The organism is Streptomyces sp. NPDC048479 (genome assembly GCF_040651435.1).
GTDB lineage: Bacteria > Actinomycetota > Actinomycetes > Streptomycetales > Streptomycetaceae > Streptomyces.
In genome coordinates this window covers 122,932-149,403 of sequence record NZ_JBEZKA010000017.1, presented here as the reverse complement: position 1 = coordinate 149,403, position 26,472 = coordinate 122,932, and the positions used below count along the sequence as shown (strand labels likewise).

Below are 26,472 nucleotides of genomic sequence, written 5' to 3'. Positions count from 1 at the left end.
ACGGGACCTCAGACGCCCAGGTCCTTGATGATCTTGGCTACATGGCCCGTCGCCTTCACGTTGTACAGCGCGCGCTCGACCTTGCCCTCCTCGTCGACCACGATCGTCGAGCGGATCACACCGGTCACGGTCTTGCCGTACAGCTTCTTCTCGCCGAAGGCGCCGTACGCCTCCAACGTCTCCTTGGACGGGTCGCCGACCAGCGTGACCTTCAAGCTCTCCTTCTCGCGGAACTTCGCCAGCTTCTCCGGCTTGTCCGGGGACACACCGATCACGTCGTAGCCGGCGCCCGTCAGCAGCTCCAGATTGTCCGTGAAGTCGCAGGCCTGCTTGGTGCAGCCGGGGGTCAGAGCCGCCGGGTAGAAGTAGACGATCACCTTCCGGCCCTTGTGCTCCGCGAGCGAGACCTCGTTGCCGTCCGCGTCGGGCAGGGTGAAGTCGGGGGCGATGTCGCCGGGCTGGAGTCGCTCGCTCATGGTTCTCCTTGAGGGGACGTGAAGGTGTACGCCGTCGAGCGTAATAGGGGTGCCGTTGGGTGCGGTGGCAGCCGAGCTGACAGACTGTCGAGGAAGGACTACCGGAAACGACCACGGAGGCAGCGCGGTGTCGGATGCCAGGACCCCTGCGCAGATCGAGGCGGATATCGTCCGCAGGCGCGACCGGCTTGCCGAGACGCTCGACGAGATCGGGGTGCGCGTTCACCCGAAGACGGTCATCGGCGACGCGAAGGCGAGGCTCGCCTCGACCGTGGATCACACCGCAGGGCGCGCGGTCGTCGTCGTGAACCGCACCGTGTCCGACGTCAAGGCGCAGTTCGTCTCGGAGGACGGCGGGCCTCGGCTGGAGCGGCTGGTGCCGGTGGCCCTGGTGACCGTGGCGGTTGTGGGGCTGCTCGCCTTCTCGGTGAGAAGGCGCCGGGCGTGACTCAGCGGCGTACGGAACGGTCCCGGGCAGGTAGGTTCGACGCGTGAGCGACAACACCACCCATGACAAGCTGCCCATCCGCATGCTGCACGACCGCGTGCTGGTGAGGACCGACATCCCGGAAGGTGAGCGGCGTTCCAGCGGTGGCATCGTCATTCCGGCGACCGCCGCGGTCGGCCGGCGCCTCGCCTGGGCCGGGGTGGTCGCGGTGGGGCAGAACGTACGGACCGTGGAGCCGGGCGACCGGGTGCTGTACGACCCCGAGGACCGCGCCGAGGTCGAGGTGCGCGGTGTGGCGTACGTACTGATGCGGGAGCGCGATCTGCACGCGGTCGCCGCGGACCGTTTCCAGGGGTCCGAGGATTCCACCGGGCTGTACTTGTAGGGCGCGCGAAAGGCCGGGCAGCAGGCAGAAGGAGGGCGGAAAGAGGGCTGGTGGCAGACGTCGCCGGCCCTTTCTGATGGGCCCTTTACGCCGCCTTTGCTATGTTTGGCCGATCCCGACGAGACGCGCCGTACCGGGTTACGCAAAGACGACGCTCCCCGCTGAAAGTCCGCGTCTCGGAGGTGCCGTCGTGGCCTGGGTTCTGCTTGTTGTCGCCGGTCTGCTCGAGGTCGGCTGGTCGATCGGAATGAAGTTCACCGACGGGTTCACCCGGCTGTGGCCGAGTCTGTTCACCGGGCTCGGGATCGTCGCGAGCATGCTGCTGCTGTCGCACGCCGCCAGGACCCTGCCGATCGGTACCGCCTACGGCGTCTGGGTCGGTATCGGTGCGGCCGGTGCGGCGGTGGTCGGCATGCTGGTGCTGAACGAGCCGCTGACCGCCGCCCGGATCTTTTTCGTCTGTCTGCTGCTGGTCGCTGTGGTGGGGTTGAAGGCGACCTCGGGTCACTGACGACGGGCCGCGCGGGTGGGCTTGCTGCCCGCCCTGCCATCGGCCGTACCGCCGGTGTCCGTGCCGCCGTCGTCCCTACCGCCGTCGCTCATCCTTCTACGGGTCGTGGTGCCGCCGCCGTCCGTGCCGCCGCCGTCCGTGCCGCCGTCCGTGCCGCCGTCGGTCTCGCCACCGGCGTCCGTGCCGCCGTCGGTCTCGTCGCCGGTCTCCGTGCTGCCCTCGGTCGGTTCCTGCGTGTCCGGGGTCTCCGGTGTCTCGGACGGTTCCTCCGAAGACTCGGTCGGCTCCGGGGATTCCTCGGGCTCCTCCGATTCCACCGGGGGCTGCACCTCTTCCGCGCCCTCCTGCAGCTCCAGGTCGAACTCCTTGACCTCGGAGCCCTCGAGCGCAGCACCCGTGAACTGGCCCCAGATCTTCGCCGGCGCGCCGCCGCCGTTGATCCGCGGTAGCCCCAGCGCCCCGTACAGCGGCTTGTGCACGCCCGTGACCGGGTCCTGGCCCATCACCGCGACCACCGTCGCCAGATCCGGGGTGTAGCCGGCGAACCAGGCGGCCTGGTCCTCTTCCGCCGTGCCGGTCTTGCCTGCCGCGGGGCGTCCCGCGGACTGTGCCGCGGTACCGGTGCCGCCGTCGACCACGCTCTGCAGCATCGAGGTTGTCGTGTCGGCGGCCTCCCGGCTGACGGCATGCTCCTCGGCCGCCTTGGGGACCGGTACGTTCTCGCCGCCCTTGGTCACCTTCTCGACCAGCGTGTACGTGCCGTGCCTGCCGTGGTTGGCGAGGGTCGCGTACGCCTCTGTCATATCGAGGACGCTGGCGGTGGCCGGGCCCAGCGCGATGGAGGGGGAGGCGGTCAGGTCCGGGGTTTTCTCGGGGATTCCGAGGTTGATCGCGGTCTGTTTGACCTTGCCGGGGCCGACGTCCATGGCCATCTGCGCGTAGACCGCGTTGACGGACTTGTCGGTGGCGGTGCGCACGGTGATGGGGCCGTACGAGAACTCGTCCTCGTTGGCGGGGTTGTACGGCTTGCCGCTCCAGCCCCGCACGTAACGCCTGTTGGTGCCGTCGTAGACGGTGTTGGGGGTGATGGTTTCGTCGTCCCGGGTGGTGGAATCGTTCTGGACGGCGGCGGTGAAGACGAACGGCTTGAAGGTGGAGCCGACTTGGTAGTCGCGGCGGGTGGCGTTGTTGACGTACTGCTTGGTGTAGTCGACGCCGCCGTACATGGCGACGACCTTGCCGGTGGCCGGGTCGATGGATGCGCCGCCGACGCGGACGTTGCGGTCGGCCTCGCGGTCCTTGTCCAGCTTGGACATCACCTGGTCGTCGACGGCTTCGGCGAAGGCTTTCTGCTTCTTGCGCTCGAGCGTGGTGGTGATCCGGTAGCCCCCGGCGGCCAGGGTGTTCTCGTCGATGATCTTGTTGTTGGTGAGGTAGTCCTCGACGGCCTGAACGAGGTAGCCGCGCTGGCCGGAGAGGTTCGTCGCGGGCTTCGCCCTCTGCGGCACGGGGAACTTCATGGCCGCGCGGTCGGCGGGGCTGAGCCACTTCTCCTTGACCATGCCGTCGAGCACATAGTGCCAGCGGCTCAGCGCCGCGGCCCTGTTCTCGGGGTGGGTGGCGACGTCGTACGCGCTCGGGGCGTTGAGGAGCGAGGCGAGATAGGCGCCCTTCGCGGTGTCGATGTCCTTGATGTCCTGGCCGTAGTACGCCTGGGCCGCGGCCTGGATGCCGTACGCGTTGCGTCCGAAGTAGCTGGTGTTGAGATACCCCTCGAGGATGTCGCTCTTGCTCGCCTCACGGCCCAGCTTGATCGAGATGAAGAACTCCTTGACCTTCCGGGAGACGGTCTGCTCCTGACCCAGGTAGTAGTTCTTGACGTACTGCTGGGTGATGGTGGAGCCGGACTGCTTGCCCTTGCCGGTCAGCGTGTTCCAGCCGGCGCGGACCATCGCCTGGGGGTCGACGGCGCGTTCGGAGTAGAACTCCCGGTCCTCGGCGGCGAGTACGGTCCGCTGCACCGTCAGCGGAATCTGCGCGAGCTTGACGTTCTCGCGGTTGATCTCGCCGTCGCGGGCGATCTGCGTGCCGTCCTTGAAGAAGTAGACATTGGACTGGCCGGTGGCCGCGGCGTTGGCGGGTGGGATGTCGACGAGCATGTAGCCGGCCAGGAAGCCGCCGATCAGCAGCAGTGCGACGATCAGGAACGTGCCGAGCACCATCCGCCAGGTCGGGATGACACGGCGCCAGCCGGTGCGCCCGGTGCGGCCCTTGCCGGCGTTCTTGTCCTTCTTCTCCCTCTTCCCGGGGGCGGACGCGGGCCCCAGTCCGACGACGGTCGCGTCCTTGGGTGTCCAGCCCTGTTGCTGTGGCTCGTCGCTCATGTCACTCATATTGCCCGTTTCCCCGGCGCAACCCCTGGACCTTGGCGGCCGTAAAGCGCTCGCGGCGGCCGCCTGCCGTGGGCTAGGGTCGTGCGCTTCGGTGCCCGGCGGCGGAGGGGGTCGACATGCGGCTTTACGCGGTCGTCGCGGCGGGTGCGTTCCGGCGCTATGCGACGTACCGGGTGGCCACGGCGGCAGGCGTGTTCACCAACACCGTCTTCGGCTTCATCATGGCGTACACCTATATCGCCCTGTGGGACGAGCGTCCGCACCTGGGCGGGTACGACCTCTCCCAGGCCCTCACCTATGTGTGGCTGGGACAGGCACTGCTGATGACCTGCGCCATGATGGGCGGCGGTTTCGAGGACGAGTTGGTCGAGCGGATCCGTACCGGCGATGTCGCGATCGACCTGTACCGGCCCGCCGACCTTCAACTGTGGTGGCTGTCTGGCGACTTGGGGCGGGCGGCCTTCCACCTCATGGGTCGCGGGATCGTGCCGATGGTGCTCGGTGCGCTCGCCTTCGATCTGGCGTTGCCGCTCTCGCCGTTGACGTGGCTCGCCTTCCTGGTGTCGGTGACCCTGGGCGTGGTGGTGAGTTTCGCGGTCAGGTTCCTGGTGGCGCTCTCCGCGTTCTGGCTGATGGACGGGGTCGGGGTGATGCAGATCTGCGGGCTGGCGGGGATGTTCTTCTCCGGGATGCTGCTGCCGCTGAACCTGTTTCCGGGCACGCTGGGTGAGGTGGCGCGGGCGCTGCCCTGGTCGTCGCTGCTGCAGGTCCCGGCGGATGTCTTCCTCGGCAGGTGCACCGGGTGGGGGTTGGTCGAGGCGTACGCCTTCCAGGGCGGCTGGGCGCTGGCGCTGCTGGCCGCGGGGCGGGCGCTGCAGACGGTCGCGACACGCAGGGTGGTGGTCCAGGGTGGCTGAGGCGCCGTCGGTGCTGGCGAACGGGCTGCGGGCGTACGGCCTGATCGCGGCGATGTGGATCCGCTCCACGATGACGTACCGCGCGTCGTTCGTGATGACGGCGTTCGGGAACTTCGCGGCGACCGCCTTCGACTTCGTCGCGATCCTGCTGATGTTCTCGCACGTCGATGCGCTGGGCGGCTACTCGCTGCCCGAGATCGCCTTTCTGTACGGGGCGGCGGGCACCTCCTTCGGCCTCGCCGATCTGGTGATGGGGTCGATGGACCGGCTGGGGCGGCGGGTGCGCGACGGGACGCTGGACACGCTGCTGGTGCGGCCCGTTCCGGTGCTCGCGCAGGTGGCCGCGGACCGGTTCGCGCTGCGCCGGCTGGGACGGATCACTCAGGGGCTGCTGGTGCTGGGGTACGGCCTGCTCGTCCTGGACATCGACTGGACGCCGCTGCGGGTGCTGATGCTGCCGCTGATGGTGCTCAGCGGCGGGGCGATCTTCTCGGCGGTGTTCGTGAGCGGGGCGGCGTTCCAGTTCATCGCGCAGGACGCCTCGGAGGTGCAGAACTCCTTCACGTACGGCGGGAACACGCTGCTCCAGTACCCGCCGACGATCTTCGCGAAGGACCTGGTGCGTGGCGTGACGTACGTGGTGCCGCTGGCCTTCGTCAACTGGCTGCCCGCCCTGTATGTGCTGGGCCGGCCCTATCCGCTGGATCTGCCGCAGTGGCTGGCCTTCCTGCCGCCGGTGGTCGCGGCGGTGTGCTGCCGGCTGGCCGGGCTCGCGTGGCGGGCGGGCCTTCGTTCGTACCGGAGCACGGGGAGCTGAGGGGGGACTTCATGGACTTCATCGAGCTCGAGGGCGTCGAGAAGGTCTTCGACGTACGGCGCAGGACGGGCAGGCTGCGCCGCGAGAAGCATCAGGTACGGGCGGTCGACGGGATCAGCTTCCGTGTGCCGCGCGGTGAGATGGTCGGCTACATCGGTCCGAACGGGGCCGGGAAGTCCACCACCATCAAGATGCTGACGGGGATTCTGACCCCGAGCGGCGGGCGGCTGCGGGTCGCGGGCATCGATCCGTCCCGGGAGCGTACGAGGCTGGCGCAGCGGATCGGCGTGGTGTTCGGGCAGCGCACGACGCTGTGGTGGGACCTGCCGCTGAAGGACTCGTACCGGCTGGTGCACCGGATGTACCGGATCCCCGACAAGCGGTTCCGGGAGAACCTGGACCGCTGTGTCGAACTCCTCGATCTGGCCGAGCTGTTGGATGTGCCGGTGCGGCAGCTCTCGCTGGGGCAGCGGATGCGCGGGGACATCGCGGCGGCGCTGCTGCACGATCCCGAGGTGCTGTATCTCGACGAGCCGACGATCGGGCTCGATGTGATCTCCAAGGCGAAGGTGCGGGAATTCCTGCGGGACCTGAATGCCGAGCGGTCGACGACGGTGCTGCTGACCACGCACGATCTGACCGATATCGAGCAGCTGTGCAAGCGCGTGATGGTGATCGACCACGGACGGCTGATGTACGACGGGGCCCTCGCCGGACTGCACGAGGTGGGCGAGAGCGAGCGGACCCTGGTGGTGGACTTCGAGCGCGAACTGCCGCCGGTGGCACTGGACTCCGCCCGCGCGGTGAAGGTGGAGGGACCTCGGCAGTGGCTGGCCTTCCCCGCCTCACAGTCGGCGGCGCCACTGGTGGCGGCGCTGGCGGCGGAGTACCCGCTGGTGGATCTGTCGGTGCGGGAGCCGGACATCGAGGCCGTGATCGCGAAAATGTACGCGGAGAGATCAGGTCTGTGACTGCGTGGCGCCGTGACTGCGTGGCTCCCTGACTTCGTGACTTCGTGACTCTTTGACCGTGTGACTCTGTGACCGGCACTGGGAGGGCGGATCGGCCTTGACTAGGCTGCCGGTATGACGAGCGAACTCCCTGAGATGCGTGCCTCCGACTCCGAGCGCGAACGGGTGGCCGAGCGGCTGCGTGAGGCGGTGGCGGAGGGGCGGATCGACATGGAGGAGTTCGAGCAGCGCCTGGACGCGGCCTACAGGGCGCGAACGCACGGCGAGTTGGAGCCGCTGGTCAGCGACCTTCCGGTGGGCGGCCTTCCGGCGGTGGGCACGGCGCCGTCGCCGGTGGCCACCGGGTCCGGCGGCTGGGCGCAGCGTGTCGGTGGACCGGCGACGTCGAACGGGGCGTTCGCGTTCTGGGGCGGGTTCGGGCGGAAGGGCACCTGGACGGTGGGCCGGAAGTTCACCACCTTCACTTTGATGGGCGGCGGCGAACTCGACCTGCGCGAGGCCCGTTTCGAGGACCGCGAGACCGTGATCCGCTGCTTCGCGATCATGGGCGGTGTCCACATCGTCGTACCGCCGGACCTGAACGTCGAGGTCGGCGGTTTCGGCCTGATGGGCGGCTTCGGCGAGCAGGGCCAGAGCGAGGGCCTGCCGGACCCGGCGGCGCCGCGGGTGAGGATCACGGGCTTCGCGATCATGGGCGGCGTGGGCGTGGAGCGCAAGCGCACCCGGGCGGAGAAGCAGCGGCTGAAGGCGGAACGGGCGGAGCGGGAAAAACAGCCGAGGCTGAAGAAGGGTCTGGAGAAGGACGAGCGCGACGAGCGTAAGGAGCTCGGCTGAGGCCGATCCGGCGGGTGTTACAGCCGCGCCGGGTCCACGGCCCTGCCCATCCGCGCGTAGCCGGCGTCGCTGGGGTGGAGATGGTCGCCCGAGTCGTACGCCGGGCGCAGCCGGTCGGGTGCGTACGGATCGCGCAGCGCCCGGTCGAAGTCGACGACCGAGTCGAAGATCCGGCCGGTGCGGATGGCCGCGTTGACCTTGTCGCGTACGGCTTCGAGGGCCCGGGTGCAGTGGCGGTGCCCGGCGCAGGGCATCAGGGTCGCGCCGACGACGCGGAGGCCGCGCGCGTGGGCCTGCCGGGTGAGCTCGGCGTAGCCGGCCGTGAGCCGGTCGGCGCTTGTGTCCGGCCCCCGCAGCAGGTCGTTGATGCCGATCGCGACGATCACCGTCCTGACGCCGGCCCGCGCGAGCACATCGCGGTCGAAGCGGGCCAGCGTGCTGGGGCCGCGACCGTCGGTCAGCAGACGGTTCCCGCTGATGCCCTGGTTGAGTACGCCGTAGTGGAGCCTGCCGTGGCGGTTGAGCCGGTCGGCGAGTACGTCCGGCCAGCGGCGGTTGGCGTCGGAGGTGGAGGTGACCCCGTCGGTGATCGAGTCGCCGATGGCGACGACCGCGCCGTGTGTGTCCCGGGTCAGCACGTCGACGCCGCTGAGGTGCTGCCAGGCGCCGGTCCGCCGGGTGTACGCGTCTCCGCCGGCGTCCTGCGTACGGTCGCCGTCCGCGATGTACGAGGTCTGGCGCGCCTGCGGGTGGACGGTGACCGGCCCGCCGGGGGAAGTGGTGGCGACGGTGACGAGGAGATCGCCGTCGTACGGGATCCCGAGCGTGACGGGGTCGCTGACGCGCTGCCCGCCGACCGCGAGGGTGACGGCACCCGCGCCCTGGAACGTCACCCGTCGCAGAGTCCCGGCCACGGCCGCGGGACCGTGGCCCGCGCGCACGGCCAGCGAGACCTGGGCGATCTTCAGCGGCTGCTCGCCGAGGAGGTTGGAGAGGGTGATCCGGGCGGCGGTCCCGCCGATACTGGTGTGCACCACATTGCGTACGGACCGGCCGGCGCGGCCTCCGACGGCGGGGGCGGCCTTGGCGGGTGCGGCGGCCCAGGTCCCGACCCAGACCGTGGGCGCGGCGACGGGCGTACGGGCGGCGGTCCGGCCCTGGGCTGCCCCGACGCCGAGGTATATCGCGCCGCAGACGAGGGCGACCACGGTGGTGAGGGCGGCGAGGGTCGCGTACCCACGGCGTTTGTTCATGAGCACATCATCCGGCATGGCGCGGGAACTCGATGTGCGCCCCAGGAGTACCTGAGGTAGGGACAATGCGTACGAGGCGCGCGGACGGGAGGACCGGATGGAACGTACAGAACCGGATCAGCCGGACCAGCCGAGCGGGTCGGCCGAGCCGGGCCCGGCAGCGGGGCCGGGTCCCCGCCCCCGTACTCCCCTGCCCTCCTTCGCGTACACCGAGGCCGACGCCGAAAAGCAGCGCGGCGTACGACGCATGAAGCTGACCGCGACCGGCCTGCTCCTCCTCGTCGCGGTGATCTTCGCGCTCGCCACCTGGGCGAAGAACTCCGGCGCCGGCCCCTGGGCCGGCTATATCGCCGCCGCCGCCGAAGCCGGCATGGTCGGCGCCCTGGCCGACTGGTTCGCCGTCACCGCGCTCTTCCGGCACCCCCTGGGCCTGCCCATCCCGCACACCGCGATCATCCCGAACAAGAAGGACCAGCTCGGCGCCTCGCTCGGCTCCTTCGTCGGTGAGAACTTCCTCTCCGGCGACGTCGTACGGACCCGGCTGCACACCCTCGGCATCGGCGGCCGCCTCGGCGCCTGGCTCGCCGAGCCCGCCCACGCCGACCGGGTCACCGCCGAGCTGTCCACCGCGCTGCGCGGCGCGCTCACCGTGCTGCGCGACTCCGACGTCCAGGCGGTCGTCGGCGAGGCGATCACCCGCCGCGCCGACAGTGCCGAGATCGCCCCCGGCGTCGGCAAGACCCTGGAGAAGGTCGTCGCCGACGGCGCGCACCACCGCGCCGTCGACCTGATCTGCGGCCGTGCCCACGACTGGCTGGTCCTGCACTCGGACTCGGTGATGGACGCGGTCGAGGGCGGGGCGCCGGGCTGGACCCCGCGCTTCGTGGACAAGAAGGTCGGCGAACGCGTCTACAAGGAGCTGCTGCGCTTCGTCACCGAGATGCGTGACATGCCGGGCCACCCGGCGCGCGGCGCGATCGACCGCTTCCTGACCGACTTCGCGGCCGACCTCCAGTCGGACACGGACACCCGCGCCCGGGTGGAGCGCATGAAGTCGGAGCTGCTGTCCCGTTCCGAGGTGCAGGACGTGATCGCCTCGGCCTGGTCCTCCATACGGGGCATGATCATCTCGGCGGCGGAGGACGACCACAGCGAGCTGCGGCTGCGCGCCCGCGCCTCGCTGCTGACGCTGGGCGCGCGGCTGGCGACGGACGGCCGGCTGCAGTCGAAGCTGGAGGGCTGGCTGGAGGACGCGGCGGTGTACGTGGTGACCACGTACCGCGCCGAGATCACCTCGTTGATCTCGGACACGGTCGCGAGCTGGGACGCGGAGCACACCTCGCGCAAGATCGAGGCGCACATCGGCCGCGACCTGCAGTTCATCCGGATCAACGGCACGGTGGTCGGCGCACTGGCCGGCCTGGTCATCTACACGGTGGCACACGCGCTGGGCGCGTGACCGGTTCCCTGCCGTACCCGTACGGTCACGCGCCCAGCCACCTGGGGAGGTGCTGTTGAGTACGTACCGCGGGACGGAAGTGTTCAGTACGGCTGCGGGCCGACGGGCCGACCGGCCGGGCTGCGGGCCGGGCCGGGTGACCGCCCAGGAATCGGCGGCCACCCCTTCCGCGGGGACCGACCGGGCTCAGTGGAAGAGCTGCCCGCGCACCGCACCGTCCGGGAACTCGGCGGTGTGGATGTTGGCGTAGTAGTTGCGCGGGTTGGCGCGGACACGCTTCACCACGTCGGCGTTCTGCCCCTCCAGTTTCCCGGAGACCGCGAAGATCCCGTCCGGCACGGGCCGGTTGAAGAAGTTGAAGACGACGTCGCCGTTCTTCCCGAACGCGCCCTTGTGGATATGGCCGTTGGTGGGGCTCTTGATGTTCACCCAGGCGAGCGAGTAGTCGACGTTCGTCCCCTTCGGCTGCAGGAACGTCACCGCGTGCCCGTCCGGGTCGCCGACCTTGGACGCGTCGTTCTTCGGGACTTCCTGGTCGCCGTCGGACAGTGCCCGCAGCTTGCCGCCCTTGATGATGTCGAGCGGGTTGACGTTCTTGTGCAGCGGCTTCAACTGGCCCCGCACCGCGCCGCCCGGGAACTCCGCGCTGTGCAGGTTCACATAGAAGCCGGAAGGGTTGCTCCGGATGCTGTCGGCCAGTTTGGCGTCGGTGATGGCCACCTGCCCGGCCGCCGAGTGGACGGAGTCCGGCATCGCGGTGCCGAAGAGCGGGACCTTCACATCGCCGTTCTTCCCGGCGGCACCCTGGTGAATGTGCCCGAGGCTCGGCACGAACCCCTTCCACTGCAGCGCGAAGGTCACCCGGTCGCCCTTGACCTTGACGAGGGCAACGGCCTTGCCGTCGGGGTCGTTCACGGCGGGCCCGCCCTTGACCGGCACCTCGTTGGCGCCGGAGAGGTGGGCGGCGAAGGCGAGCGCGTGCCCGCTGGAGGGCTTGGTGAAGGCACTGGCGTTGCCGGCCGAAGCCTGGCCGCCGGCTGATGCGTGCTCCCCGTGGCCGTCATGACCGCTGTGTGCGAGCGCCGGAGTAACACCTGCAACACCAAGCACAATTGCGGCGGCGGTAACAGCCGCATAACGCTTCTGCATTGTTTTGATCCTCCCGTTGGGACCGACTCCGTCTTGGGTCGGTCGCGATGGAGTACGCGGCCCGCAGTCGGCTGGTTCAAAAGAAGATTTCTTGAATTCGATTGAACCGCGGGTCAGTTGCCGTCGTACAACCCTGCGTAACCATCACTCTCGCACCCACTCACCAAACCGGGGGAACCACCATGCGCAGCACCCGTAAAACTTCTCTGCTCGCGGCACCGCTCGTAACGGCCGCGCTGCTGACGCTGTCGGCCTGCGGCGGCTCCGCGGACGGCTCCGGGGACGACGCGGCCAAGCCCGCGCGGAAGCCCGCGGCCGCCGCCTCCGTGAAGACCGCGGACTCGGCGCTCGGCAAGATCCTCGTCGACGATTCGGGCCGTACGCTGTACGGATTCACCAAGGACAAGCCCGGCGCGGGCAATTGTGATGCCGACTGCATCGCCGTCTGGCCGGCCCTCACCTCCGCGAAGGACGTGAAGGCGGGCGCCGGCACCGACGCCGCCCTGCTGAAGGAGACGAAGCTCGGCGAGGGCGCGGAACAGGCGACGTACGGAGACTGGCCGCTGTACTACTACGTGGGCGACGCGACGCCCGGGGACGTGAACGGCCAGGGCCTGGACGGGGAGTGGTTCGTGATCGCGGCGGACGGAAAGCTCATCAAGAAGGCGGTCTGACGTCGGCCTGAAGGACTGCGGAAATTAATCTTCCCTTCATAAACCGTGAGCCTATTGCTCATCGGTTTCGCATTCTCCTTATCTCTCCCATGAACCTGCGACGGCCGTGGCCCATCCCCGGCCGTCGCGGCGATGCCCATTCCCGGTAGTCGCGCGTCCAATCCCCTCGGCGGGTGACTACCGGGAATGCGGTACGGGGATCACTCGCAGCCGACGCCGTCTCCGTCGCGGTCGAGGTGCCGCCCGTAGCCGGGATCCCCCGCATGAACGGGAGCGGCACCGGCGGCCCGTGCGGCGGCGCAGTTGGCGTAGTACGTGCCCCCGGACCCGCCTCCGCTGCCGCCCCCACTGCCTCCGGTCGTGCCGCCGCTTCCTCCGCCGGACGACTCGCAGCCGACGCCGTCGCCGTCCCGGTCGAGGTGTGGCGCGTAGCCGGGCTCCCCTTCGCGGACGGGATCGGCGCCGGCCGCGCGTACGGCGTCGCAGTTCGCGTAATAGACCTTGGGCGGCTCGGGCTTCTTCGCCTTCGCGGGTGTGGGTGTCGGCGTGGGCGCCGGCGTGGCCACGGTGATCCGTACGACGGCGGTCCCGGTCAGCGCCGGCGAGCCCTTCACATTCACCTGGTACGTGAACTCGTCCGAGCCGCCGTATCCCTTGGCGGACGTATAGACGATGGTCGACCCGTCGACCATCGCGGTGCCGTGCCCCGGCAGGGTGGCCAAGTCGATCGTGAACTCGTCGGCATTCAGGGCGACTTCCAAGGTGCTCGGCGTACCGCCCTTGCGTGTGAGCGTGTCGTTGTCCAGCACCTTCACCAGGACCGGCTTCGCGGGGTCGGCGCTCTCCTCGTCATCGACGAGTGCGAGAGCCGACGCGGGCGAAGGCGTCGCGGCCGTGGGCTTCTTGGGCGCCGCGCTCGTCGTGGCCGCCTCGGACTTCGCGTCGTCGGTGGTGCCCCCACACCCCACGAGCCCGGCCGCCATCACCACGGCGCAGGCCGCGATCGCGCTGTTCGCGCGGGTACTTCCTCTCCCTGACATGTGCCCCCCAAGGCAGTTGGTTCCGAACTGAGGGGCCCGAGCTTGGCACTCCGACGAAGGCCAGGAAGGGGAAATGTGATGGAACGTCGTCCAATTGTGATGAAAGTGTGTGCACAACGGATGATCCGCTCCGGACTCGGGTACGGGAGTCCCCAGGCGCTCGGCGCACTGCATTTGGGCCGCCCGGCCTACCGGTTCAGGTCCGCCCGCCCGCGCCCGCCTGGGAACTCACCCGCTTTCTCCCTCAACTGCCACCTTGACGCGACCGGGCAGCTTGACGGCCAGCAACGCACCGAACGCGGCGACGGCCGCGAGGACTGTCAGCGTGGAGCCCATCGCGGAGATGAAGGCTCCACCGGTCCAGCGTGGTCCGTCGCCGTACGGCTGATCGGCGGCGGAGCCGGGTGCGGTGAGGGCCATCAACATGGTCGCTGTGGCGACACCCAGCGTCGGGCCGACGTTCATGGCGGTCTGATGGAGTCCGCCGGCCACCCCGGCGTCGTCCACGGACGCATGGCGCACGACGACAGCCGTCGCGGTGACCATCACCGTACCGAAACCGGCGCCCATCGCGGCAAAGCAGCCGCCGATCGCCACGGCCGTCGATACCCGGTCGAGAAGGGAGAAGAGAAAGACACCGAGGGCGACCAGACCCATCCCCGCCACGACCGTCCGGCGGGGTCCGTGCCGACGCAGCAGCAGAGCGGAGACCGGCGCGCAGCGTCCGCATGGTGGCGGTGACGCTCGTCCCGTCCGGCTTCCTCGGGTCGGCCGCACCGGGGTCTTCCCGGGCGGCCGACCGGCCACCTTATCCGCCCGGCTACGGCCTCACGGTCGCCGTGGCGGTGAAGCCGCAGCACTGGAAGGTCTGCACGGGCGCGCCCGACGTCCGCTTGATCCGTACACCGTCGAGCACCGCGTTCGTGTCGACCGACGACGCGACGACCGCGACCCCGTGGACGCCGCCCTCGATCCGGTCCTTGCGGACCGTGAACCGGCCGTCCTGAAGTGCCATGCCGACGAACGAGCTCCGCACGATGTCGTTGCGGCCGATGTCGATCGACCCGCCGACAGCGTAAATGCCGACCTGGTTGCCGACGAGGCTGTTGTGCTGCACGACGGTGCCCGGCGTGTCGGCGACGATGCCCGCGTGCTGGAACTCGTTGAAGAAGTCGGGGCCGCAGTCCGGATCGGGCTCCCGGCACTCATTGCCCCTGACGATGTTCCGGGTGATGCGTCCGACCGCCCCGGCCACGAACTCGATACCGTCGGTCGACAGCCGCCGGTGTCCGGTGACGGTGCTGTGGTCAACGGTGGCCCTCGACCCCGAGTTGAGGACGACCACGCCCGCGCCCTGGTAGCCCGAGATCTCGGTGTCGTGGATGGTCGCCGAGCCCGTACCGGTCGGCAGGTCCCCGATGAGGACGGCGTTCGCGCTGCGGAAGCAGGGCGCGGCGGGGGTGTCGGTGATATGGGTGACGGCGGCGTGGCCGAGGTCGAGACGGGCGCCCCCGAGCACCCGAATGCCGGAGCCGAGCGCACCGGCAGTGCATGTGCCGGAGCCCGGTCCGCTGACGGCGAGTCGGGACAGCTTGACGGAGGCGCCGTTGTGGATCTCGACGATCGATGTGCCGCCGTCGTCACCGGGGGCCAGCGTCTGCGGAGCCAGAATCGTCGTCCTCCGGGCGCCCGAGCCGGTGATCGTCAGGTCCTTGCCGATGACCACCTGCTCACGGAAGACGCCCGGCGGGACAGTGATCCGGTCACCGGGCCGGGCGGCGTCGACCGCCGCCTGGATCGACGGAAAGCCCTTGGCCTTGGAGACCACCAGGTCGCGTGACGGGCCGGCCGACGCCGACGCCGACGCCGACGCCGACGCCGACGTCTGCACCAGCTGGCAGGCGATTGCGGTGACGACGCAGAGGCCCAGGCGGGCGGCCGTCCTGATGTGGGGGATTGCCATTCCGAATCCGTTCCCGTGCGGTACTCACACCGTGGGTCCGGGGCAGCCCCGGACCCGCCTGCCGGACGACCCGGCCGCGCGGTCAACGTATCCACGGCCGTGAGGGCGGGCACTCCGGGACGTCCGACAGGGTTTCCGGCTCCCTCTGACGGCCGATCGACGGGCCCGTGGCGGGACGAGCACGCGCGCGTCGGGCCGTGGGTGCGGTCACCGGACGGCCGTGCAACGGGGGGCAGGCGCACGGCGGGAAGGCGAGAGTCCGGGAGCCGCTCGGGGTCGCGGTCGGCTGTTGAAGGTCGAGGGTCAGGGCCAGGGCCATGTGGCTGAGGCCCCGAGATGCTGACCGGGGACGGTGGTTCGGCCGCTGGTGAACGCCGGTCCTCCAGCAGGGCCCTTCCGAATATCCTCCGCACATGGTTGATCAACGCTCGGTCGACGTGGGAGGGATCCGGCTGGCCTATCAGGTGTCGGGTCCGCCGGATGCTCCGCCGCTCGTCCTGTTGCACGCGCTGGGCGAGAATGCCACCGACTGGGAGACGGTGGCGCCGGTCCTCGCCCGTAGCCGACGGGTGTATGCCCTCGATCTTCGCGGTCACGGCCGAAGCGATTGGCCGGGGGACTATTCGCTCGAACTCATGCAGGCCGATGTGCTCCGGTTCCTGGACGCGCTGGGACTTGGCCAAGTGGACCTGATCGGGCACTCCATGGGTGGGATCGTGGCCTACCTGCTCGCGGAGGACCATCCGCAGCGGGTGAGCCGGCTCGTCTTGGAGGACGTTCCGCTTCCGCGTCCCCGGGAGCAGACCACCCCGACCAGGCCGGACGGCGACCTGGCCTTCGACTGGGAGATGGTGCCGGCCGTCAGGAGCCAGATCGACGTGCCTGACCCCAGGTGGCTGGAGCGACTCAGCGGGATCACCGCCGAGACCCTCGTGGTGGCCGGCGGCCCACGCAGCCATGTGCCCCAGGACGGCATCGTCGAGCTGGCCCGCCGCGTCCCCGGCGGACGGGTGGTCACCATCCCGGTTGGACACCTGATCCACCATGCAGCGCCCGAGGCGTTCACGGAGGCGGTCTCGGCGTTCCTGCTGATGGAGGAGGACTTCCGTCCTGCCCGCCGGCCACGACGAGGCTGAAGCCGCCGTCGCCGTCCCCACCTTCGCCTGCGACCAGCGGGCGAAGTCCTCGTCACTCCACGGCCGGTCCAGCCGGTCCCGTACCCATGTCGCCGTCGTGCCACCGGGGTTGCTCGCCCGCGCCACCCGCGCGGTCCGGGGCGGAATCCGCGCACCGGAGTGGGGATGGAGGGGCACCGGCTCACCTCAGGGCCGACGGTCGTCCCTCGAAACCGGCATGAGCTTGCCCAGCGATCACGTAGTTCCGTCCGGGAATCTCAAGGTCCCCGACAGGATCCATTTCTGACGGCTCATCAGTTTCTTCTGTTGCTTGCAACCCTCTTTCACTGCCATGTGAACTGTGAAATTGTACGGTCACACTTTCCGCGGGCATGACAGCTCCGGAAGGGCTCAACTTCCGTTGCCATCACGGTCCGCACCCCCCACCGCCGTGCCCCACGCACGGCTGCCGACCGGCCTGGAGGCCATCGCCATGCGCAGACCCCCCACCCTCAGGAAACTCGCCCAACTGCTGATACCTACCGTGGCCGCCGCCGGCCTGGGGCTCACCATGCTCGCCCCCAATGGCGCGGCGGCTCCGGCCGGCGCCGGGGCACCCAAGCCCGCGCCGAGGTCGGCCCCCGCCCCACAGCCCGCCTCCGCCACCGTGCTTGCCACCGATCTCGCACCCGGACACGCCGTCGACCCCGCGCGATCGGCCACGAAGACCTCGAACCCCGCGCAGCGCCCTCCGCTCCCCGCGGCCCAGAACGCCGCAGAGCGCAAGCAGGCCCGCTCTGCGGCGAAGGCCGCGGCGGACTGCAACGTCAGCGACTTCACCTCGAAGACCGGCGCTGCCCTGGTCGAGCAGATCAAGCAGTCGGAAACCACCTGCATCAACACGCTGTTCAGCGTGACCGGTGAGGACTCCAAGGCTCTCTTCCGCGAGGAACAGATGGTCGCGGTGGCGAGCGCGCTCAAGGATGTCGCGACCAACTACCCGGGGGACAACAGCACTTTCGCAACCCAGGTGGTGCTGTACCTGCGCGCCGGCTACTACATCCAGTACAACCAGCCGGAGAACGTCGGCGAATACGGCCCGCCGCTGAAGAGCGCCATTCAGGGCGCCCTGGATGCCTTCTTCGGCTCGTCCCACGCCTTCGACGTCACCGAGGCCAACGGAGAAACCCTGGCCGAGACGGTCACCCTGATCGACAGCTCCGGAGAGAACGCCCGCTACCTCGACGTGGTCAAGCGTCTGCAGAAGGACTACAACTCGTCGTACGACGAGTTCTACGGGATGCTCGCGGCGGTCAACAACACCTACACCGTGCTCTTCCGCGGCCACCAGCTGCCGGAGTTCGTGGAAGCCGTGAAGGCGGACCCGAGTGTCCTCACCGGACTGCGTGATTTCGCCGTCGCCCACGACGATGTGCTCGGCACCGACAAGTCCTACCTGGCCAGCAACGCCGGACGCGAACTCGGCCGCTTCCTGCAGCACGCCGGCCTCAAGGACACCGTCAAGCCGTTGGTCAAGGAGTTGCTCGGCCGCAGCGAGATCACTGGGCGCACCGCCCCGCTCTGGGTCGGCCTCGCCGAGATGACGGATGAGTTCGACAAGGAGAACTGCGCCGAGTACGACACCTGTGACCTGCAGAACCGCGTGCGCGACGCCGTGCTGACGATCAAGCACGAATGCGGTCCGAGCGCGAAGATCCTCGCGCAGGAGCTGACCGCGTCCGAACTCTCGGCCACATGCGACAGCATCCTCAAGCAGGACCCGGTCTTCCACGACATTGTCAAGGACAACGGACCGGTCAAGGACGACAACAACACCAACATCGAGATCGTCGCCTTCAACTCCAGCACCGACTACAAGACCTACGCCGGTGTCGTCTTCGGCATCGACACCAACAACGGCGGCATGTACCAGGAGGGCGACCCGGCCGCCGAGGGCAACCAGCCGCGCTTCATCGCCTACGAGCAGCCGACCCAGGACGGCGCCTTCCAGATCTGGAACCTCAACCACGAGTACACCCACTACCTCGACGGCCGCTACGACATGTACGGCGACTTCGCAGCCGGGCAGACCACCCCGACCGTGATGTGGATCGAGGGTTTCGCCGAGTACGTCTCCTACTCGTACCGCGGCATCACCTACGACAGGGCGATCGAGGAGGCGGGCAAGAACACCTACAAGCTCAGCCAGCTCTTCGGGACCACCTACGACAACGCCGACACCACCCGTGTCTACCAGTGGGGCTACCTGGGCGTCCGATACATGCTCCAGTCACACCCCGAGGATGTGGCCACCCTGCTCGGCCACTACCGCGCAGGCGAGTACGACGCGGCCCACAGCCTGCTCCGCGACACCATCGGCACCAAGTACGACGCCGACTTCGCCGACTGGCTGAGCAAGTGCGCCGGCGGCGACTGCGGCCAACTTCCGGCCCGTAGCGGCCGGTGACCGGGGCCTCGGTCACTGGCAGGAACTGAGCCAGGGAGCCTGGTGTCCCGCGCATCGTTCGTGCGCGGGACACCAGGCATCTCAACTGTCCCGGTTCATCTGTCAATCCCCTGAAAACGTCCGATAGTTCGCAGACACATGACCGAGTCCGTGTCGTCCAGCGTGCAATCCGCAGGCGCCGCGCTTGCCGAGCGGCTGTGGAAGGTACGGCTGGACGCGGGCATCACCAAGCGGGAGCTGGCGGCTCGCTGCGGATGGCACGAGTCGAAGTCGTCGCGGCTTGACCTTGACGCCAGGGTCAAGGCTTAGCGTCCCGACCATGGAAGAGACGAACACCCTTCACGGCCGGGCAGTGCTCATCACCGGGGGAGGCACCGGGATCGGCCGTGCGACGGCCCAGCAGTTCGCTGTTGCGGGCGCCGAGGTTCTTGTCATCGGCCGGACTGCCGAACGCTTGGCGGAGACCGCCAAAGAACACCCGCGCATCCGCACGTTCGTGGCCGACATCGCCGCGCCGGACGCCCCGCTCGACATCGTCGCCGCCGCGGTCGACGCGTTCGGCCGCATCGATGTCCTGGTCAACAACGCCGCGATCACTCGTCCGGCTCCGCTGGAGGCGATCGACCGGAAGGCCGCCGAGGAACAGCTCGCCACCAACCTTCTCGCCCCGGTGTCTCTCACTCAACATGCTCTGCCACACCTGGGGGCCGGCGGCACCATCGTCAACGTCACATCCAATCCGCCGCACTATGGCTGGCCGAACAACTCGGTCTACGGTTCCACGAAGGTGGCTCTCGACTTCCTGACCCACACGTGGGCTGTCGAGCTTGCACCGCGCGGCATTCGCGTTGTGTCAGTGGCCCCCGGGGTGACGGCGACAGCAGTGCTCAGCCACGCAGGTTTCTCGGACGAGCAGATGGCCGCAGCGGGAAAGGAGCTTCGGGCCCGGATCCCGCTTGGGCGTATCGCCCGACCGGAGGAAATCGCCTGGTGGATCGTCAATGCGTCGCGCCCCGAAGCCAGTTATCTCACCGGTGCGGTCATTCGTGTCGACGGCGGGCTGAGCACGGGTGGATGAAGATAGGGCGATGCTCATCGGAGAACTTGCGAACGAGGTCGGCGCTACCACCCGGGCACTGCGGTACTACGAGCAGCAGGGCCTACTCCACCCCCGGCGAGCGCCGAACGGATACCGGGAGTATGACGAGTCGAAGGTCGCCCAGGTGGGCAACATCAGGCTGCTGCTCTCGCTCGGCCTCACCGCCAATGACGTCCGCGCCTTCCTGCCCTGTCTCGATCAAGACATCGTCGACGGTCCCATCTGTCCCGCGAGCGCGCAGGTCATCGCTCGGAGGCTCACCGACGTGGAGGAGAGGATCGCCGCATTGGACATCCTCCGCCAACGCCTCATCGAAGCACTGGCCCAGGCCGGCGGCTAGACGTCCCAGGTGATCAGTCCCTCGGCGTCGGCCTGGGCCTGCAGTTGCTCCAAGATGCGGTGCCAGGTGCCGTCCCGCTGCCAACGCCGGAACAGGCCGTAGACCGTCTCCCACGGGCCTTACCGCCCGGGCACATCCCGCCCGGTCACGGGTCGGCCATGCCGGGCAGCGAGAACGGCCAGCGTTGCGCGCATGTCCTCGGCGGTCGGCGGGGTAATCAGGGCGTCCGCCTCGCTGTCCGGCGCGCTGTCCTCGAAGTCCTGCCAAAGGTCGGCGTCCGGCCAACGGCTCTCAGCGGACGCAGGACGGGCTACCAGGGCGCAGGGTCCACGGCCATCGACCCAACGACAGGTAGAGCCCCTCCCAACGACAGGTAGAGCCCCCTCCGGCAGCTGAACCTGCCGGAGGCGCTCTCGCGCTGTGGGCTCGAGGTGCCTGTCAGCAGATAGGCCGCTACCGTCGAAAGAGGTGAGGTCGCGATTCAGGACACGTCCCGCGACGCGCTCCCGCAACGGTGGGCCTGCAGCCGGGAGACGTGCGTCCCTCGCTTTCACGCGGCGACCTCGACGACAGCGCCGCATCGGTCTTCGAGCGGCACCATCCAGCCATCGCGGACCCCACGCTTCGGCGTGAGGCCGCGGCCATCCCTTTCGTGCTGGGACAGCGCGAGAACGTGGAAGAAGGAGCAGAGCCATGCGAGCACATCGCGCCAAGCGCGCCTTCGCCTGCGTCGCGGCCGGCTTCCTGCTGGCCGGCGGCACCGCAATCGGAGTGGCGGGCACGGCCGCAGCAGCCGCCCCCGCCACGACGACCGTCTCGGTTCCCACGGGCTGCTCGTGGCACAGCGGCTGGTACGACAGTCACCACCACTGGCACAAGGGCTATTGGGACTGCAACTCGAACAGGAACAACCGCTGACCTGCCCGCCGTCCGGGCGAGTGGCCGCTGGTACGACTCACCCCTCAGGCTCTGTCCGGGCGTTCAGCGGTCACCAGGGCGTGCGCTGGCCTGTGCATCCAATACAGGGTCAGCGGAACACAGCGTGCAGACCTGCAGACACCCACGTATCGACGCTGGCCGCGACTCAGCGGTGAGGACATCCGGATGCCCGGCATGGACGGCATCGGGGCCACCAGACTGATCACCGCCGCCTCCGGCAACCACCCGCGCCTTCCCGGCCATCCCCGGATTACCGTCCCGATGGTGGAGGTCTCAGTGCGTGCCGAGGTCGCGAGGTCTGCCACCAGCAATGACCCGGAGTTTGTCGGGGTTGGCGACGTTGTGGATCGTGGTGATGCGCCCATCGGCGTCGAAATCGAAAGTGACAGTGGCGATCACGCGGCCCGAACCGCTGAACACCATGCCTGGCCCGCCATTGATTTCGACCAGATCGGCCTTCATGTCGGCGGGGTCGACACCCTGGTAGGTGACGGTGCCGATGGCTGCGAACCAGGCAGCCACCGTCTGTGCGCCCACAACCGGGCGCAGGGCCTGCCGGACCTTGCCGCCGCCGTCGGTCCACAAGGTGACGTCCGGGGACAGCAGCTCCATGAGGGTGTTGATGTCACCACCGGTTGCGGCGTCGAGGAACCGCTCGGTGACCTCGCTCTGCCGCGGCCGGTCCACGGTGAAGCGTGGCCGCCGGGCCTGCACGTGCTCGCGAGCACGGTGCACGGCCTGCCGCACCGCGGGCTCGGAACGCTCCACCGCCTCTGCGATCTCGGCGTGGTTGAAGCCGAAGACCTCCTTCAGCACGAACACCGCGCGCTCGAGCGGGCTCAGCGATTCCAGCACCACCAGCATCGCCATCGACACCGACTCGGCGTTCGTGACGGCGTCGGCGGTGTCGGCGATGGTGAGAATCGGCTCCGGAAGCCACGGCCCGACGTAGGTCTCACGCTTGTGCCGGGTGGAGCGCAGCCGTTCCATCGCCAGATTCGACACGATCCGCGTCAGATACGCCTTGGGTTCGGCCACCTGCGAGCGGTCGGCGGCCGACCATTTGATCCAGGCGTCCTGTACTGCATCCTCGGCATCGACTGCGGTGCCGAGGATGCGGTACGCCACCGAGAACAGCAGATTGCGATGGTCGTTGAACACCTGCTGGCCGGGGTCCGGGTACGGGTGGGTCATCGCGCGTCCCGGACCCGGGTGAAGCGGCCGCCGCGGGGCCAGAACGCTCCCGAGGAGGGCATCTTCTTCATACGGCCGAATGTCGGCCAGGGTGAGGCAGTCACCGTCTCCTTGTACCAGGCCGCCTTGCGGCCGGTCAGGTGCACCCGCCTGGGGGTGTCGTCGGGGTGGGTGAACTGAACGACCGCGTCATGCCGCCCCAGGCTCACCGGCGTGTGGTAGTAGCCGAAGCGGAACGGCTTGGGCTGCTTGCCCTTCAGCGTGCGGGCGATCGACACAGCGGCGTGTACACCGGTCGGCATGCCGCCCTGGCAGGTGCCGTGCATGATGCCGTAGCCCTGGCGGACCGCGGCCGCATCGCCCACGGCGTACACGTCGGGGTGGGACACCGACCGAAGTGAATCGTCGGTAACGATGCGACCGCGACCGTCGACGCTCAGCCCGGCGGCGGCCGCCAGTGGCGACACCCGCGTACCACTTGTCCACAAGACGGCATCGGCGGCGATGTTCTCCCCGCCTGCCAGCTCGACCGAAGCGGGCAGCACCTTCACCACCTCGCTCCCGCTGCGCACCTGGACACCCAGGCGCCGGAGCGCGGATTGCAGATACGCCTTGGCCTTCGGGTTCATGGTCGCACCGGGTTCCTGCCGGCCCACCAGGACGACGTCGAGCTCCGGGTGCCGCTCGGCGATCTCCGCGGCCGCCTCGATGCCGGTCAACCCGCTGCCACCGACCACCACCGTGCCACTGCCCAACCGCGCCAACCGGTCGGCCAGCAACTCGGCGTCCTGGGCGCTGTTCAGGGTGTAGGCATGATCCTCGACACCCGGCACGGACACCGTGTCGGCCACGCTGCCCAACCCGTACACCAGCGTGTCGTAGCGCAGTATCCGGTCGTCGTCGATCCGCACGGTCCGCACGTTCGCATCCACCGCCGTGACCCAGCCGCGCACGAACTGCGCACCCGTACCCTCCAGCAGCTCCGGGATGCTCATCTCGGCGAGCTGCTGCCTGGTCGCCGTCATATGCAGCCGCAGGCGTTCGGTGAACCGCTCCTGCGGATTCACCAAGGTCACCTGCACATCCTGATGCCGCCCGACCCGAGCCGCGAGCTGGATCGCTGCGGACATACCCGCGTACCCCGCCCCCAGGACCAGAATGCGGTGGGTCGTCACCGGGCCGGTTCCGTTCTGTGCGCTCATCGTTCCGCCTCTCTCCTCTTGCTGACGACCACCAGATGCAAGCTGACCTCCCGTTCGTGACATGGATTCGATGTGACAGGCGACACAGTCGACTTGACGGCGGCCCCCGATCCGCATCGCCAACGAGGAACCGGCGATACGCGGCTCGTGAGGTGCGGGGTGATCGCTGTGCAACCAAGGGGGCCGGACCGATCCGTCTCATCCGGCAGCGCCGGATGGTGGAGCTCCTGTCGGCGCAGGTGAACATCACACAGCCGAGGAGATCGCCCTGTACTTGAAGGCCTTCGAAGAGCTCCGGACTATGGCCGTTTACGGGCAGGAGGCACGGGCGCTGATCGTGAAGGCCATCGACGCCCTGAATTGCCCCGGACGCACGAGTGCGCCCCCTTCCGACCCCGAGGCGAGAGGCGACGCAGCGTCAGCCACCCGGCGCGGTGGTCCTTCTCCCCGGAGCTGCCTTCGGCGAATCGGGTACCCGGAGTACCGCGCCCTCGGAATCCCGGTACACGAAGTCGCTTCGGGAGCCCCGTGCGTGATGATCAGACAGCATGTGCGCGTGCTGCCTCCCCGACTGCAATGGCAAGACCCGCGTCCCATCCCGCGCCTCGACCCTCAAGACCCGGTCACGGTCACGGTGTGCGACCCCTCGTTCTACGCCCCAGACCCCGCTGACGACTGCTCGGCGTTCTGGTACACATGCATGTCCCACGGGCGGCACTACCTGCGCGGCGCATGCGGCGACGGCCCGCATCTCATCGCGTTGGAGTGCACCATCCACGGGCTGGAGAACATGTGGCCTCAGCCGAAGATGCTGCTGTTCCCGGGTGGCTTCACGCCGCAGCTGGGAGCCGGACAACTTGCGGAGATCCAGGCTGCGTCGGACGAGGACGAGAGCCTGCCCGACGATTCACGCGGGCGCGCTTAGCCGAGCCGGCCCGCCCGCAGGGCATCGACGAAATCCCCCCAGGCGAACGGCCCCAGGGCGAGCCGAGGCCCTGACGGCACTTTGGAGTCCCGCACCGCCAGGTCGCCGACGACGACGGCGACCTCGACACACTCGCTGGTGTTCGCCCCACTGTACGAAGACTTGAACCAGGCCCCGGCTGGTATCTCAGGGGTGCTGCTCTGCATCACATCTCCTCACGGACACGCTCGATCATGGCTGATGAGGCAGCCATGTCCAACGCTTGTGCGCGGAGGTAGTCGAATGCAAGCCGGTATCGGTCCAGTTCCTTCTCCTTCTCCATGAAGAGCGAGCCCAGGTGAATGTCGACGTAGACGACATCCAGGCTTGGCTCCGCACCTCCGAGGATTACGAAGCTGCCCATGGCTGCCGAATGGGCGCCCTTGGAGAAGGGCAGCACCTGAAGCGTGATCTCCGGAGACTCGTTGGCCTGGAGCAGGTGGCTGAGCTGCTCCCTCATGACGTCGCGCGAACCGACAACGCGCCGAATCACCGACTCGTCGAGGATCGCCCAGAGGTGCAGTGGCTTGGCCCGGGTGAGGATCTCCTGGCGCTTCATCCGGATGTCAACGAGGCGTTCAATCTCCTCTGGAGGCAGCCGCATCTCTGATGCGTGTTGCACGGCCTCCGTGTAGCTCCGAGTCTGCAAGAGACCAGGTACGTAGAGGCAGTTGAAGTGATCTTCGCGAACAGCTTCGTCCTCAAGAGTGAGCAGGAGGTTCATGGTTTCCGGAATGGAGTCGGCGAACGAGCTCCACCAACCCTGCTGCTTCGCGTCCTTGGCGAGCGCGACGACGGCCTTCCGCTCGGCCTCGCTCGAGTCGTACTCACGACAGAGCGCGTCCACGATGGGCCACTTCACGGGCCCTTCCTGTGTCTCGTATCGGCTGACGGTGGCCTTCGAGACCCCAACGAGCCGGCCGGCTTCCTCCAGAGTCATGCCCTTCCGGGCGCGCAGCTTGCGCATCGTCACGCCGAGCTGACGGCGTCGGGTTGTGGCCCTCGGGGACATGGCAGCGACCTTCCCTCATGTGTGGGGCCAGCCCTCTGGCCACCAATAAGGCTATGCAGACGCCAAGTCGGGCTCCACGCCTTCACCCGATAGATATTCGTGAGAAGTTACATGAAGAGATTTCTCACTGCCATACTCGCAGAACCGGGCTACACAGCGTCGCCGCACGGAGCGGTGGGCGCAGCGCTGTCGTGGCTAAGGAGGAGTCTCACTATGACCTTCTGTGAAGACGGCGGAACAAGGCTTCGCTGCGTCCTGCCGTTCAGGGCCGTGCCGACGGAACTCCGGCAGCTACGGAAATCCGTCCGTTCCACGCTGGGACAGTGGGGCGTGCTGACAGCGGCCGATGAGACCGAGCTGATCGTGACCGAGCTCGCGACCAACGTCATCAAACACGTGGGAGAAGGAGCGCCGGCAACCCTGGTTCTGGAACCGAGTGACGACCGCATCCGCGTGGAACTGCACGACAAGGGTCACACTGCGCCGGCTTTGGGGTCTGGGAGCTGCGATGAGGAGTGTGGCCGAGGGCTGCACCTGCTCTCGGCCATGAGCCTGGGATGGGGCACGCTGCTCACGGCGACGGGCAAGGTGGTGTGGTGCGAGATCTCGTTGGAGGATGTGCGCCATTGCGTGAAGGTCCAGCGAGCCGCGGCGCTGCTGAACGAGTACCGACGAGTGGTCGGCGTCAGCTCGGTGGTCGTGCCGACCTACGCCGTACTGGAGGAGTCGGCCACCGACATCATTGCGGACCTGCTCCATTGGCTGGCGGCGCAGGGCGGCGACCCGGACGACATCCTCGACCGAGCGCAGATGCACTTCGAGGCCGAGCAGTCAGCGGCCTAGCTGGAGC

Annotated in this window: 28 protein-coding genes, 1 pseudogene and 1 riboswitch; of the genes and pseudogenes, 18 read left to right on the top strand and 11 right to left on the bottom strand. The window is 68.6% G+C overall.

The genetic code is table 11. The features are described from left to right. Positions 1 to 8 precede the first annotated feature (8 nt). Positions 9 to 476, bottom strand: a complete 468-nt coding sequence (bcp, locus tag AB0D12_RS25575) for a thioredoxin-dependent thiol peroxidase (protein ID WP_327323842.1) — start codon at positions 474 to 476, stop codon at positions 9 to 11. A 127-nt stretch (positions 477 to 603) separates the two neighbouring features. On the opposite strand from bcp, the gene AB0D12_RS25570 reads away from it, so the two are divergent. The 3 genes from AB0D12_RS25570 (at position 604) to AB0D12_RS25560 (ending at position 1,820) form a co-directional block, all read left to right on the top strand. Beyond that, a complete protein-coding gene (locus AB0D12_RS25570; RefSeq protein WP_362687195.1) occupies positions 604 to 924 on the top strand; it encodes a DUF3618 domain-containing protein in 321 nt (106 codons plus the stop codon). Between the two features lie 82 nt (positions 925 to 1,006). Then, a complete protein-coding gene (locus AB0D12_RS25565; RefSeq protein ID WP_153485104.1) occupies positions 1,007 to 1,309 on the top strand; it encodes a co-chaperone GroES in 303 nt (100 codons plus the stop codon). Between the two features lie 93 nt (positions 1,310 to 1,402). Continuing rightward, positions 1,403 to 1,467: riboswitch (guanidine-III (ykkC-III) riboswitch) on the top strand. A gap of 32 nt (positions 1,468 to 1,499) precedes the next feature. After that, positions 1,500 to 1,820 carry a multidrug efflux SMR transporter gene (locus tag AB0D12_RS25560; RefSeq protein WP_327323840.1) on the top strand — a complete coding sequence of 107 codons (321 nt, stop codon included), beginning with the start codon at positions 1,500 to 1,502 and terminating at the stop codon, positions 1,818 to 1,820. On the opposite strand, the gene AB0D12_RS25555 is transcribed toward AB0D12_RS25560, so the two are convergent. Then, positions 1,814 to 4,204, bottom strand: a complete 2,391-nt coding sequence (locus tag AB0D12_RS25555; RefSeq protein WP_362687192.1) for a transglycosylase domain-containing protein — start codon at positions 4,202 to 4,204, stop codon at positions 1,814 to 1,816. The genes AB0D12_RS25560 and AB0D12_RS25555 overlap by 7 nt on opposite strands. Positions 4,205 to 4,329: 125 nt before the next feature. Between AB0D12_RS25555 and AB0D12_RS25550 the strand changes: the two genes are divergently transcribed. The 4 genes from AB0D12_RS25550 to AB0D12_RS25535 all read left to right on the top strand — a co-directional run bounded on the left by AB0D12_RS25550 (position 4,330) and on the right by AB0D12_RS25535 (position 7,752). Beyond that, positions 4,330 to 5,130, top strand: coding sequence for an ABC-2 family transporter protein (locus tag AB0D12_RS25550; protein ID WP_362687189.1), 801 nt, complete (start codon positions 4,330 to 4,332; stop codon positions 5,128 to 5,130). Beyond that, positions 5,123 to 5,947, top strand: a complete 825-nt coding sequence (locus tag AB0D12_RS25545) for an ABC transporter permease (RefSeq protein ID WP_362687186.1) — start codon at positions 5,123 to 5,125, stop codon at positions 5,945 to 5,947. The genes AB0D12_RS25550 and AB0D12_RS25545 overlap by 8 nt, the downstream gene beginning before the upstream one ends. A gap of 11 nt (positions 5,948 to 5,958) precedes the next feature. Then, a complete protein-coding gene (locus AB0D12_RS25540) occupies positions 5,959 to 6,918 on the top strand; it encodes an ATP-binding cassette domain-containing protein (RefSeq protein ID WP_362687183.1) in 960 nt (319 codons plus the stop codon). 114 nt (positions 6,919 to 7,032) lie between these two features. Further along, positions 7,033 to 7,752, top strand: coding sequence for a DUF1707 domain-containing protein (locus AB0D12_RS25535; RefSeq protein WP_362687180.1), 720 nt, complete (start codon positions 7,033 to 7,035; stop codon positions 7,750 to 7,752). A 17-nt stretch (positions 7,753 to 7,769) separates the two neighbouring features. On the opposite strand, the gene AB0D12_RS25530 is transcribed toward AB0D12_RS25535, so the two are convergent. Continuing rightward, positions 7,770 to 9,005 carry an SGNH/GDSL hydrolase family protein gene (locus AB0D12_RS25530; protein ID WP_362687177.1) on the bottom strand — a complete coding sequence of 412 codons (1,236 nt, stop codon included), beginning with the start codon at positions 9,003 to 9,005 and terminating at the stop codon, positions 7,770 to 7,772. A 97-nt stretch (positions 9,006 to 9,102) separates the two neighbouring features. Here AB0D12_RS25530 and AB0D12_RS25525 point away from each other — a divergent pair, with 97 nt between their 5' ends. After that, on the top strand, positions 9,103 to 10,464 hold the full coding sequence (locus AB0D12_RS25525; protein WP_362687174.1) for a DUF445 domain-containing protein: 1,362 nt from the start codon (positions 9,103 to 9,105) through the stop codon (positions 10,462 to 10,464). 186 nt (positions 10,465 to 10,650) lie between these two features. Here AB0D12_RS25525 and AB0D12_RS25520 read toward each other — a convergent pair whose 3' ends face one another. Then, on the bottom strand, positions 10,651 to 11,613 hold the full coding sequence (locus AB0D12_RS25520) for a CHRD domain-containing protein (protein ID WP_362687172.1): 963 nt from the start codon (positions 11,611 to 11,613) through the stop codon (positions 10,651 to 10,653). Between the two features lie 182 nt (positions 11,614 to 11,795). Here AB0D12_RS25520 and AB0D12_RS25515 point away from each other — a divergent pair, with 182 nt between their 5' ends. Further along, positions 11,796 to 12,287 (top strand): hypothetical protein, encoded by a 492-nt coding sequence (locus AB0D12_RS25515; protein WP_362687170.1) that lies wholly within the window; start codon positions 11,796 to 11,798, stop codon positions 12,285 to 12,287. A 200-nt stretch (positions 12,288 to 12,487) separates the two neighbouring features. On the opposite strand, the gene AB0D12_RS25510 is transcribed toward AB0D12_RS25515, so the two are convergent. The 3 genes from AB0D12_RS25510 to AB0D12_RS25500 form a co-directional block, all read right to left on the bottom strand. Beyond that, on the bottom strand, positions 12,488 to 13,327 hold the full coding sequence (locus tag AB0D12_RS25510) for an excalibur calcium-binding domain-containing protein (RefSeq protein ID WP_362687168.1): 840 nt from the start codon (positions 13,325 to 13,327) through the stop codon (positions 12,488 to 12,490). A gap of 228 nt (positions 13,328 to 13,555) precedes the next feature. Beyond that, entirely contained in the window at positions 13,556 to 13,984 is a 429-nt protein-coding gene (locus tag AB0D12_RS25505) for a hypothetical protein (protein ID WP_362687166.1), read from the bottom strand. A 163-nt stretch (positions 13,985 to 14,147) separates the two neighbouring features. Then, positions 14,148 to 15,290 (bottom strand): right-handed parallel beta-helix repeat-containing protein, encoded by a 1,143-nt coding sequence (locus AB0D12_RS25500; protein ID WP_362687163.1) that lies wholly within the window; start codon positions 15,288 to 15,290, stop codon positions 14,148 to 14,150. Between the two features lie 413 nt (positions 15,291 to 15,703). Between AB0D12_RS25500 and AB0D12_RS25495 the strand changes: the two genes are divergently transcribed. The 6 genes from AB0D12_RS25495 (at position 15,704) to AB0D12_RS25470 (ending at position 21,229) form a co-directional block, all read left to right on the top strand. Next, complete coding sequence (locus AB0D12_RS25495; RefSeq protein WP_362687160.1) at positions 15,704 to 16,426, top strand: alpha/beta hydrolase; 723 nt, start codon at positions 15,704 to 15,706, stop codon at positions 16,424 to 16,426. 472 nt (positions 16,427 to 16,898) lie between these two features. Continuing rightward, positions 16,899 to 18,872 carry a collagenase gene (locus AB0D12_RS25490; RefSeq protein ID WP_362687363.1) on the top strand — a complete coding sequence of 658 codons (1,974 nt, stop codon included), beginning with the start codon at positions 16,899 to 16,901 and terminating at the stop codon, positions 18,870 to 18,872. A gap of 138 nt (positions 18,873 to 19,010) precedes the next feature. After that, positions 19,011 to 19,181, top strand: coding sequence for a hypothetical protein (locus AB0D12_RS25485; protein WP_362687157.1), 171 nt, complete (start codon positions 19,011 to 19,013; stop codon positions 19,179 to 19,181). 43 nt (positions 19,182 to 19,224) lie between these two features. Continuing rightward, the gene (locus AB0D12_RS25480) at positions 19,225 to 19,950 is read left to right on the top strand and encodes an SDR family oxidoreductase (protein WP_362687361.1); all 726 of its coding nucleotides are present in this window, start codon (positions 19,225 to 19,227) and stop codon (positions 19,948 to 19,950) included. Positions 19,951 to 19,960: 10 nt separating this feature from the next. Next, positions 19,961 to 20,311, top strand: coding sequence for a MerR family transcriptional regulator (locus AB0D12_RS25475; protein ID WP_362687154.1), 351 nt, complete (start codon positions 19,961 to 19,963; stop codon positions 20,309 to 20,311). Positions 20,312 to 21,004: 693 nt separating this feature from the next. Next, positions 21,005 to 21,229, top strand: coding sequence for a hypothetical protein (locus AB0D12_RS25470; protein ID WP_362687151.1), 225 nt, complete (start codon positions 21,005 to 21,007; stop codon positions 21,227 to 21,229). Between the two features lie 294 nt (positions 21,230 to 21,523). Here AB0D12_RS25470 and AB0D12_RS25465 read toward each other — a convergent pair whose 3' ends face one another. Both AB0D12_RS25465 and AB0D12_RS25460 read right to left on the bottom strand, forming a co-directional pair. Next, positions 21,524 to 22,444: an RNA polymerase sigma-70 factor gene (locus tag AB0D12_RS25465; protein WP_362687148.1), complete on the bottom strand. Its 921-nt coding sequence runs from the start codon at positions 22,442 to 22,444 to the stop codon at positions 21,524 to 21,526. Continuing rightward, positions 22,441 to 23,646: an FAD-dependent oxidoreductase gene (locus AB0D12_RS25460; protein WP_362687145.1), complete on the bottom strand. Its 1,206-nt coding sequence runs from the start codon at positions 23,644 to 23,646 to the stop codon at positions 22,441 to 22,443. The genes AB0D12_RS25465 and AB0D12_RS25460 overlap by 4 nt, the downstream gene beginning before the upstream one ends. Before the next feature lie 218 nt (positions 23,647 to 23,864). Between AB0D12_RS25460 and AB0D12_RS25455 the strand changes: the two are divergent. Together AB0D12_RS25455 and AB0D12_RS25450 are read left to right on the top strand one after the other, a co-directional pair. Further along, positions 23,865 to 24,004, top strand: a pseudogene (locus AB0D12_RS25455) (transcriptional regulator); the annotation flags it as partial. Between the two features lie 198 nt (positions 24,005 to 24,202). Further along, complete coding sequence (locus AB0D12_RS25450) at positions 24,203 to 24,571, top strand: hypothetical protein (protein ID WP_362687359.1); 369 nt, start codon at positions 24,203 to 24,205, stop codon at positions 24,569 to 24,571. Here the strand turns inward: AB0D12_RS25450 and AB0D12_RS25445 are convergent. Further along, complete coding sequence (locus AB0D12_RS25445) at positions 24,568 to 24,777, bottom strand: DUF397 domain-containing protein (protein WP_362687142.1); 210 nt, start codon at positions 24,775 to 24,777, stop codon at positions 24,568 to 24,570. The genes AB0D12_RS25450 and AB0D12_RS25445 overlap by 4 nt on opposite strands. Beyond that, entirely contained in the window at positions 24,777 to 25,622 is an 846-nt protein-coding gene (locus tag AB0D12_RS25440) for a helix-turn-helix transcriptional regulator (RefSeq protein WP_362687139.1), read from the bottom strand. The genes AB0D12_RS25445 and AB0D12_RS25440 overlap by 1 nt, the downstream gene beginning before the upstream one ends. 270 nt (positions 25,623 to 25,892) lie before the next feature. Between AB0D12_RS25440 and AB0D12_RS25435 the strand changes: the two genes are divergently transcribed. Beyond that, on the top strand, positions 25,893 to 26,465 hold the full coding sequence (locus AB0D12_RS25435) for an ATP-binding protein (protein WP_362687136.1): 573 nt from the start codon (positions 25,893 to 25,895) through the stop codon (positions 26,463 to 26,465). The last annotated feature ends 7 nt before the right edge of the window (positions 26,466 to 26,472 follow it).

Coding starts and splice junctions, on each gene's coding strand:
- bcp (WP_327323842.1), bottom strand. CDS start 476: ATGAGCGAGCGACTCCAGCCCGGCGACATCGCCCCCGACTTCACCCTG.
- AB0D12_RS25565 (WP_153485104.1), top strand. CDS start 1,007: ATGCTGCACGACCGCGTGCTGGTGAGGACCGACATCCCGGAAGGTGAG.
- AB0D12_RS25555 (WP_362687192.1), bottom strand. CDS start 4,204: ATGAGCGACGAGCCACAGCAACAGGGCTGGACACCCAAGGACGCGACC.
- AB0D12_RS25550 (WP_362687189.1), top strand. CDS start 4,330: ATGCGGCTTTACGCGGTCGTCGCGGCGGGTGCGTTCCGGCGCTATGCG.
- AB0D12_RS25540 (WP_362687183.1), top strand. CDS start 5,959: ATGGACTTCATCGAGCTCGAGGGCGTCGAGAAGGTCTTCGACGTACGG.
- AB0D12_RS25535 (WP_362687180.1), top strand. CDS start 7,033: ATGACGAGCGAACTCCCTGAGATGCGTGCCTCCGACTCCGAGCGCGAA.
- AB0D12_RS25530 (WP_362687177.1), bottom strand. CDS start 9,005: ATGAACAAACGCCGTGGGTACGCGACCCTCGCCGCCCTCACCACCGTG.
- AB0D12_RS25525 (WP_362687174.1), top strand. CDS start 9,103: ATGGAACGTACAGAACCGGATCAGCCGGACCAGCCGAGCGGGTCGGCC.
- AB0D12_RS25520 (WP_362687172.1), bottom strand. CDS start 11,613: ATGCAGAAGCGTTATGCGGCTGTTACCGCCGCCGCAATTGTGCTTGGT.
- AB0D12_RS25515 (WP_362687170.1), top strand. CDS start 11,796: ATGCGCAGCACCCGTAAAACTTCTCTGCTCGCGGCACCGCTCGTAACG.
- AB0D12_RS25510 (WP_362687168.1), bottom strand. CDS start 13,327: ATGTCAGGGAGAGGAAGTACCCGCGCGAACAGCGCGATCGCGGCCTGC.
- AB0D12_RS25505 (WP_362687166.1), bottom strand. CDS start 13,984: ATGGGTCTGGTCGCCCTCGGTGTCTTTCTCTTCTCCCTTCTCGACCGG.
- AB0D12_RS25500 (WP_362687163.1), bottom strand. CDS start 15,290: ATGGCAATCCCCCACATCAGGACGGCCGCCCGCCTGGGCCTCTGCGTC.
- AB0D12_RS25495 (WP_362687160.1), top strand. CDS start 15,704: ATGGTTGATCAACGCTCGGTCGACGTGGGAGGGATCCGGCTGGCCTAT.
- AB0D12_RS25490 (WP_362687363.1), top strand. CDS start 16,899: ATGCGCAGACCCCCCACCCTCAGGAAACTCGCCCAACTGCTGATACCT.
- AB0D12_RS25485 (WP_362687157.1), top strand. CDS start 19,011: ATGACCGAGTCCGTGTCGTCCAGCGTGCAATCCGCAGGCGCCGCGCTT.
- AB0D12_RS25475 (WP_362687154.1), top strand. CDS start 19,961: ATGCTCATCGGAGAACTTGCGAACGAGGTCGGCGCTACCACCCGGGCA.
- AB0D12_RS25470 (WP_362687151.1), top strand. CDS start 21,005: ATGCGAGCACATCGCGCCAAGCGCGCCTTCGCCTGCGTCGCGGCCGGC.
- AB0D12_RS25465 (WP_362687148.1), bottom strand. CDS start 22,444: ATGACCCACCCGTACCCGGACCCCGGCCAGCAGGTGTTCAACGACCAT.
- AB0D12_RS25460 (WP_362687145.1), bottom strand. CDS start 23,646: ATGAGCGCACAGAACGGAACCGGCCCGGTGACGACCCACCGCATTCTG.
- AB0D12_RS25445 (WP_362687142.1), bottom strand. CDS start 24,777: ATGCAGAGCAGCACCCCTGAGATACCAGCCGGGGCCTGGTTCAAGTCT.
- AB0D12_RS25440 (WP_362687139.1), bottom strand. CDS start 25,622: ATGTCCCCGAGGGCCACAACCCGACGCCGTCAGCTCGGCGTGACGATG.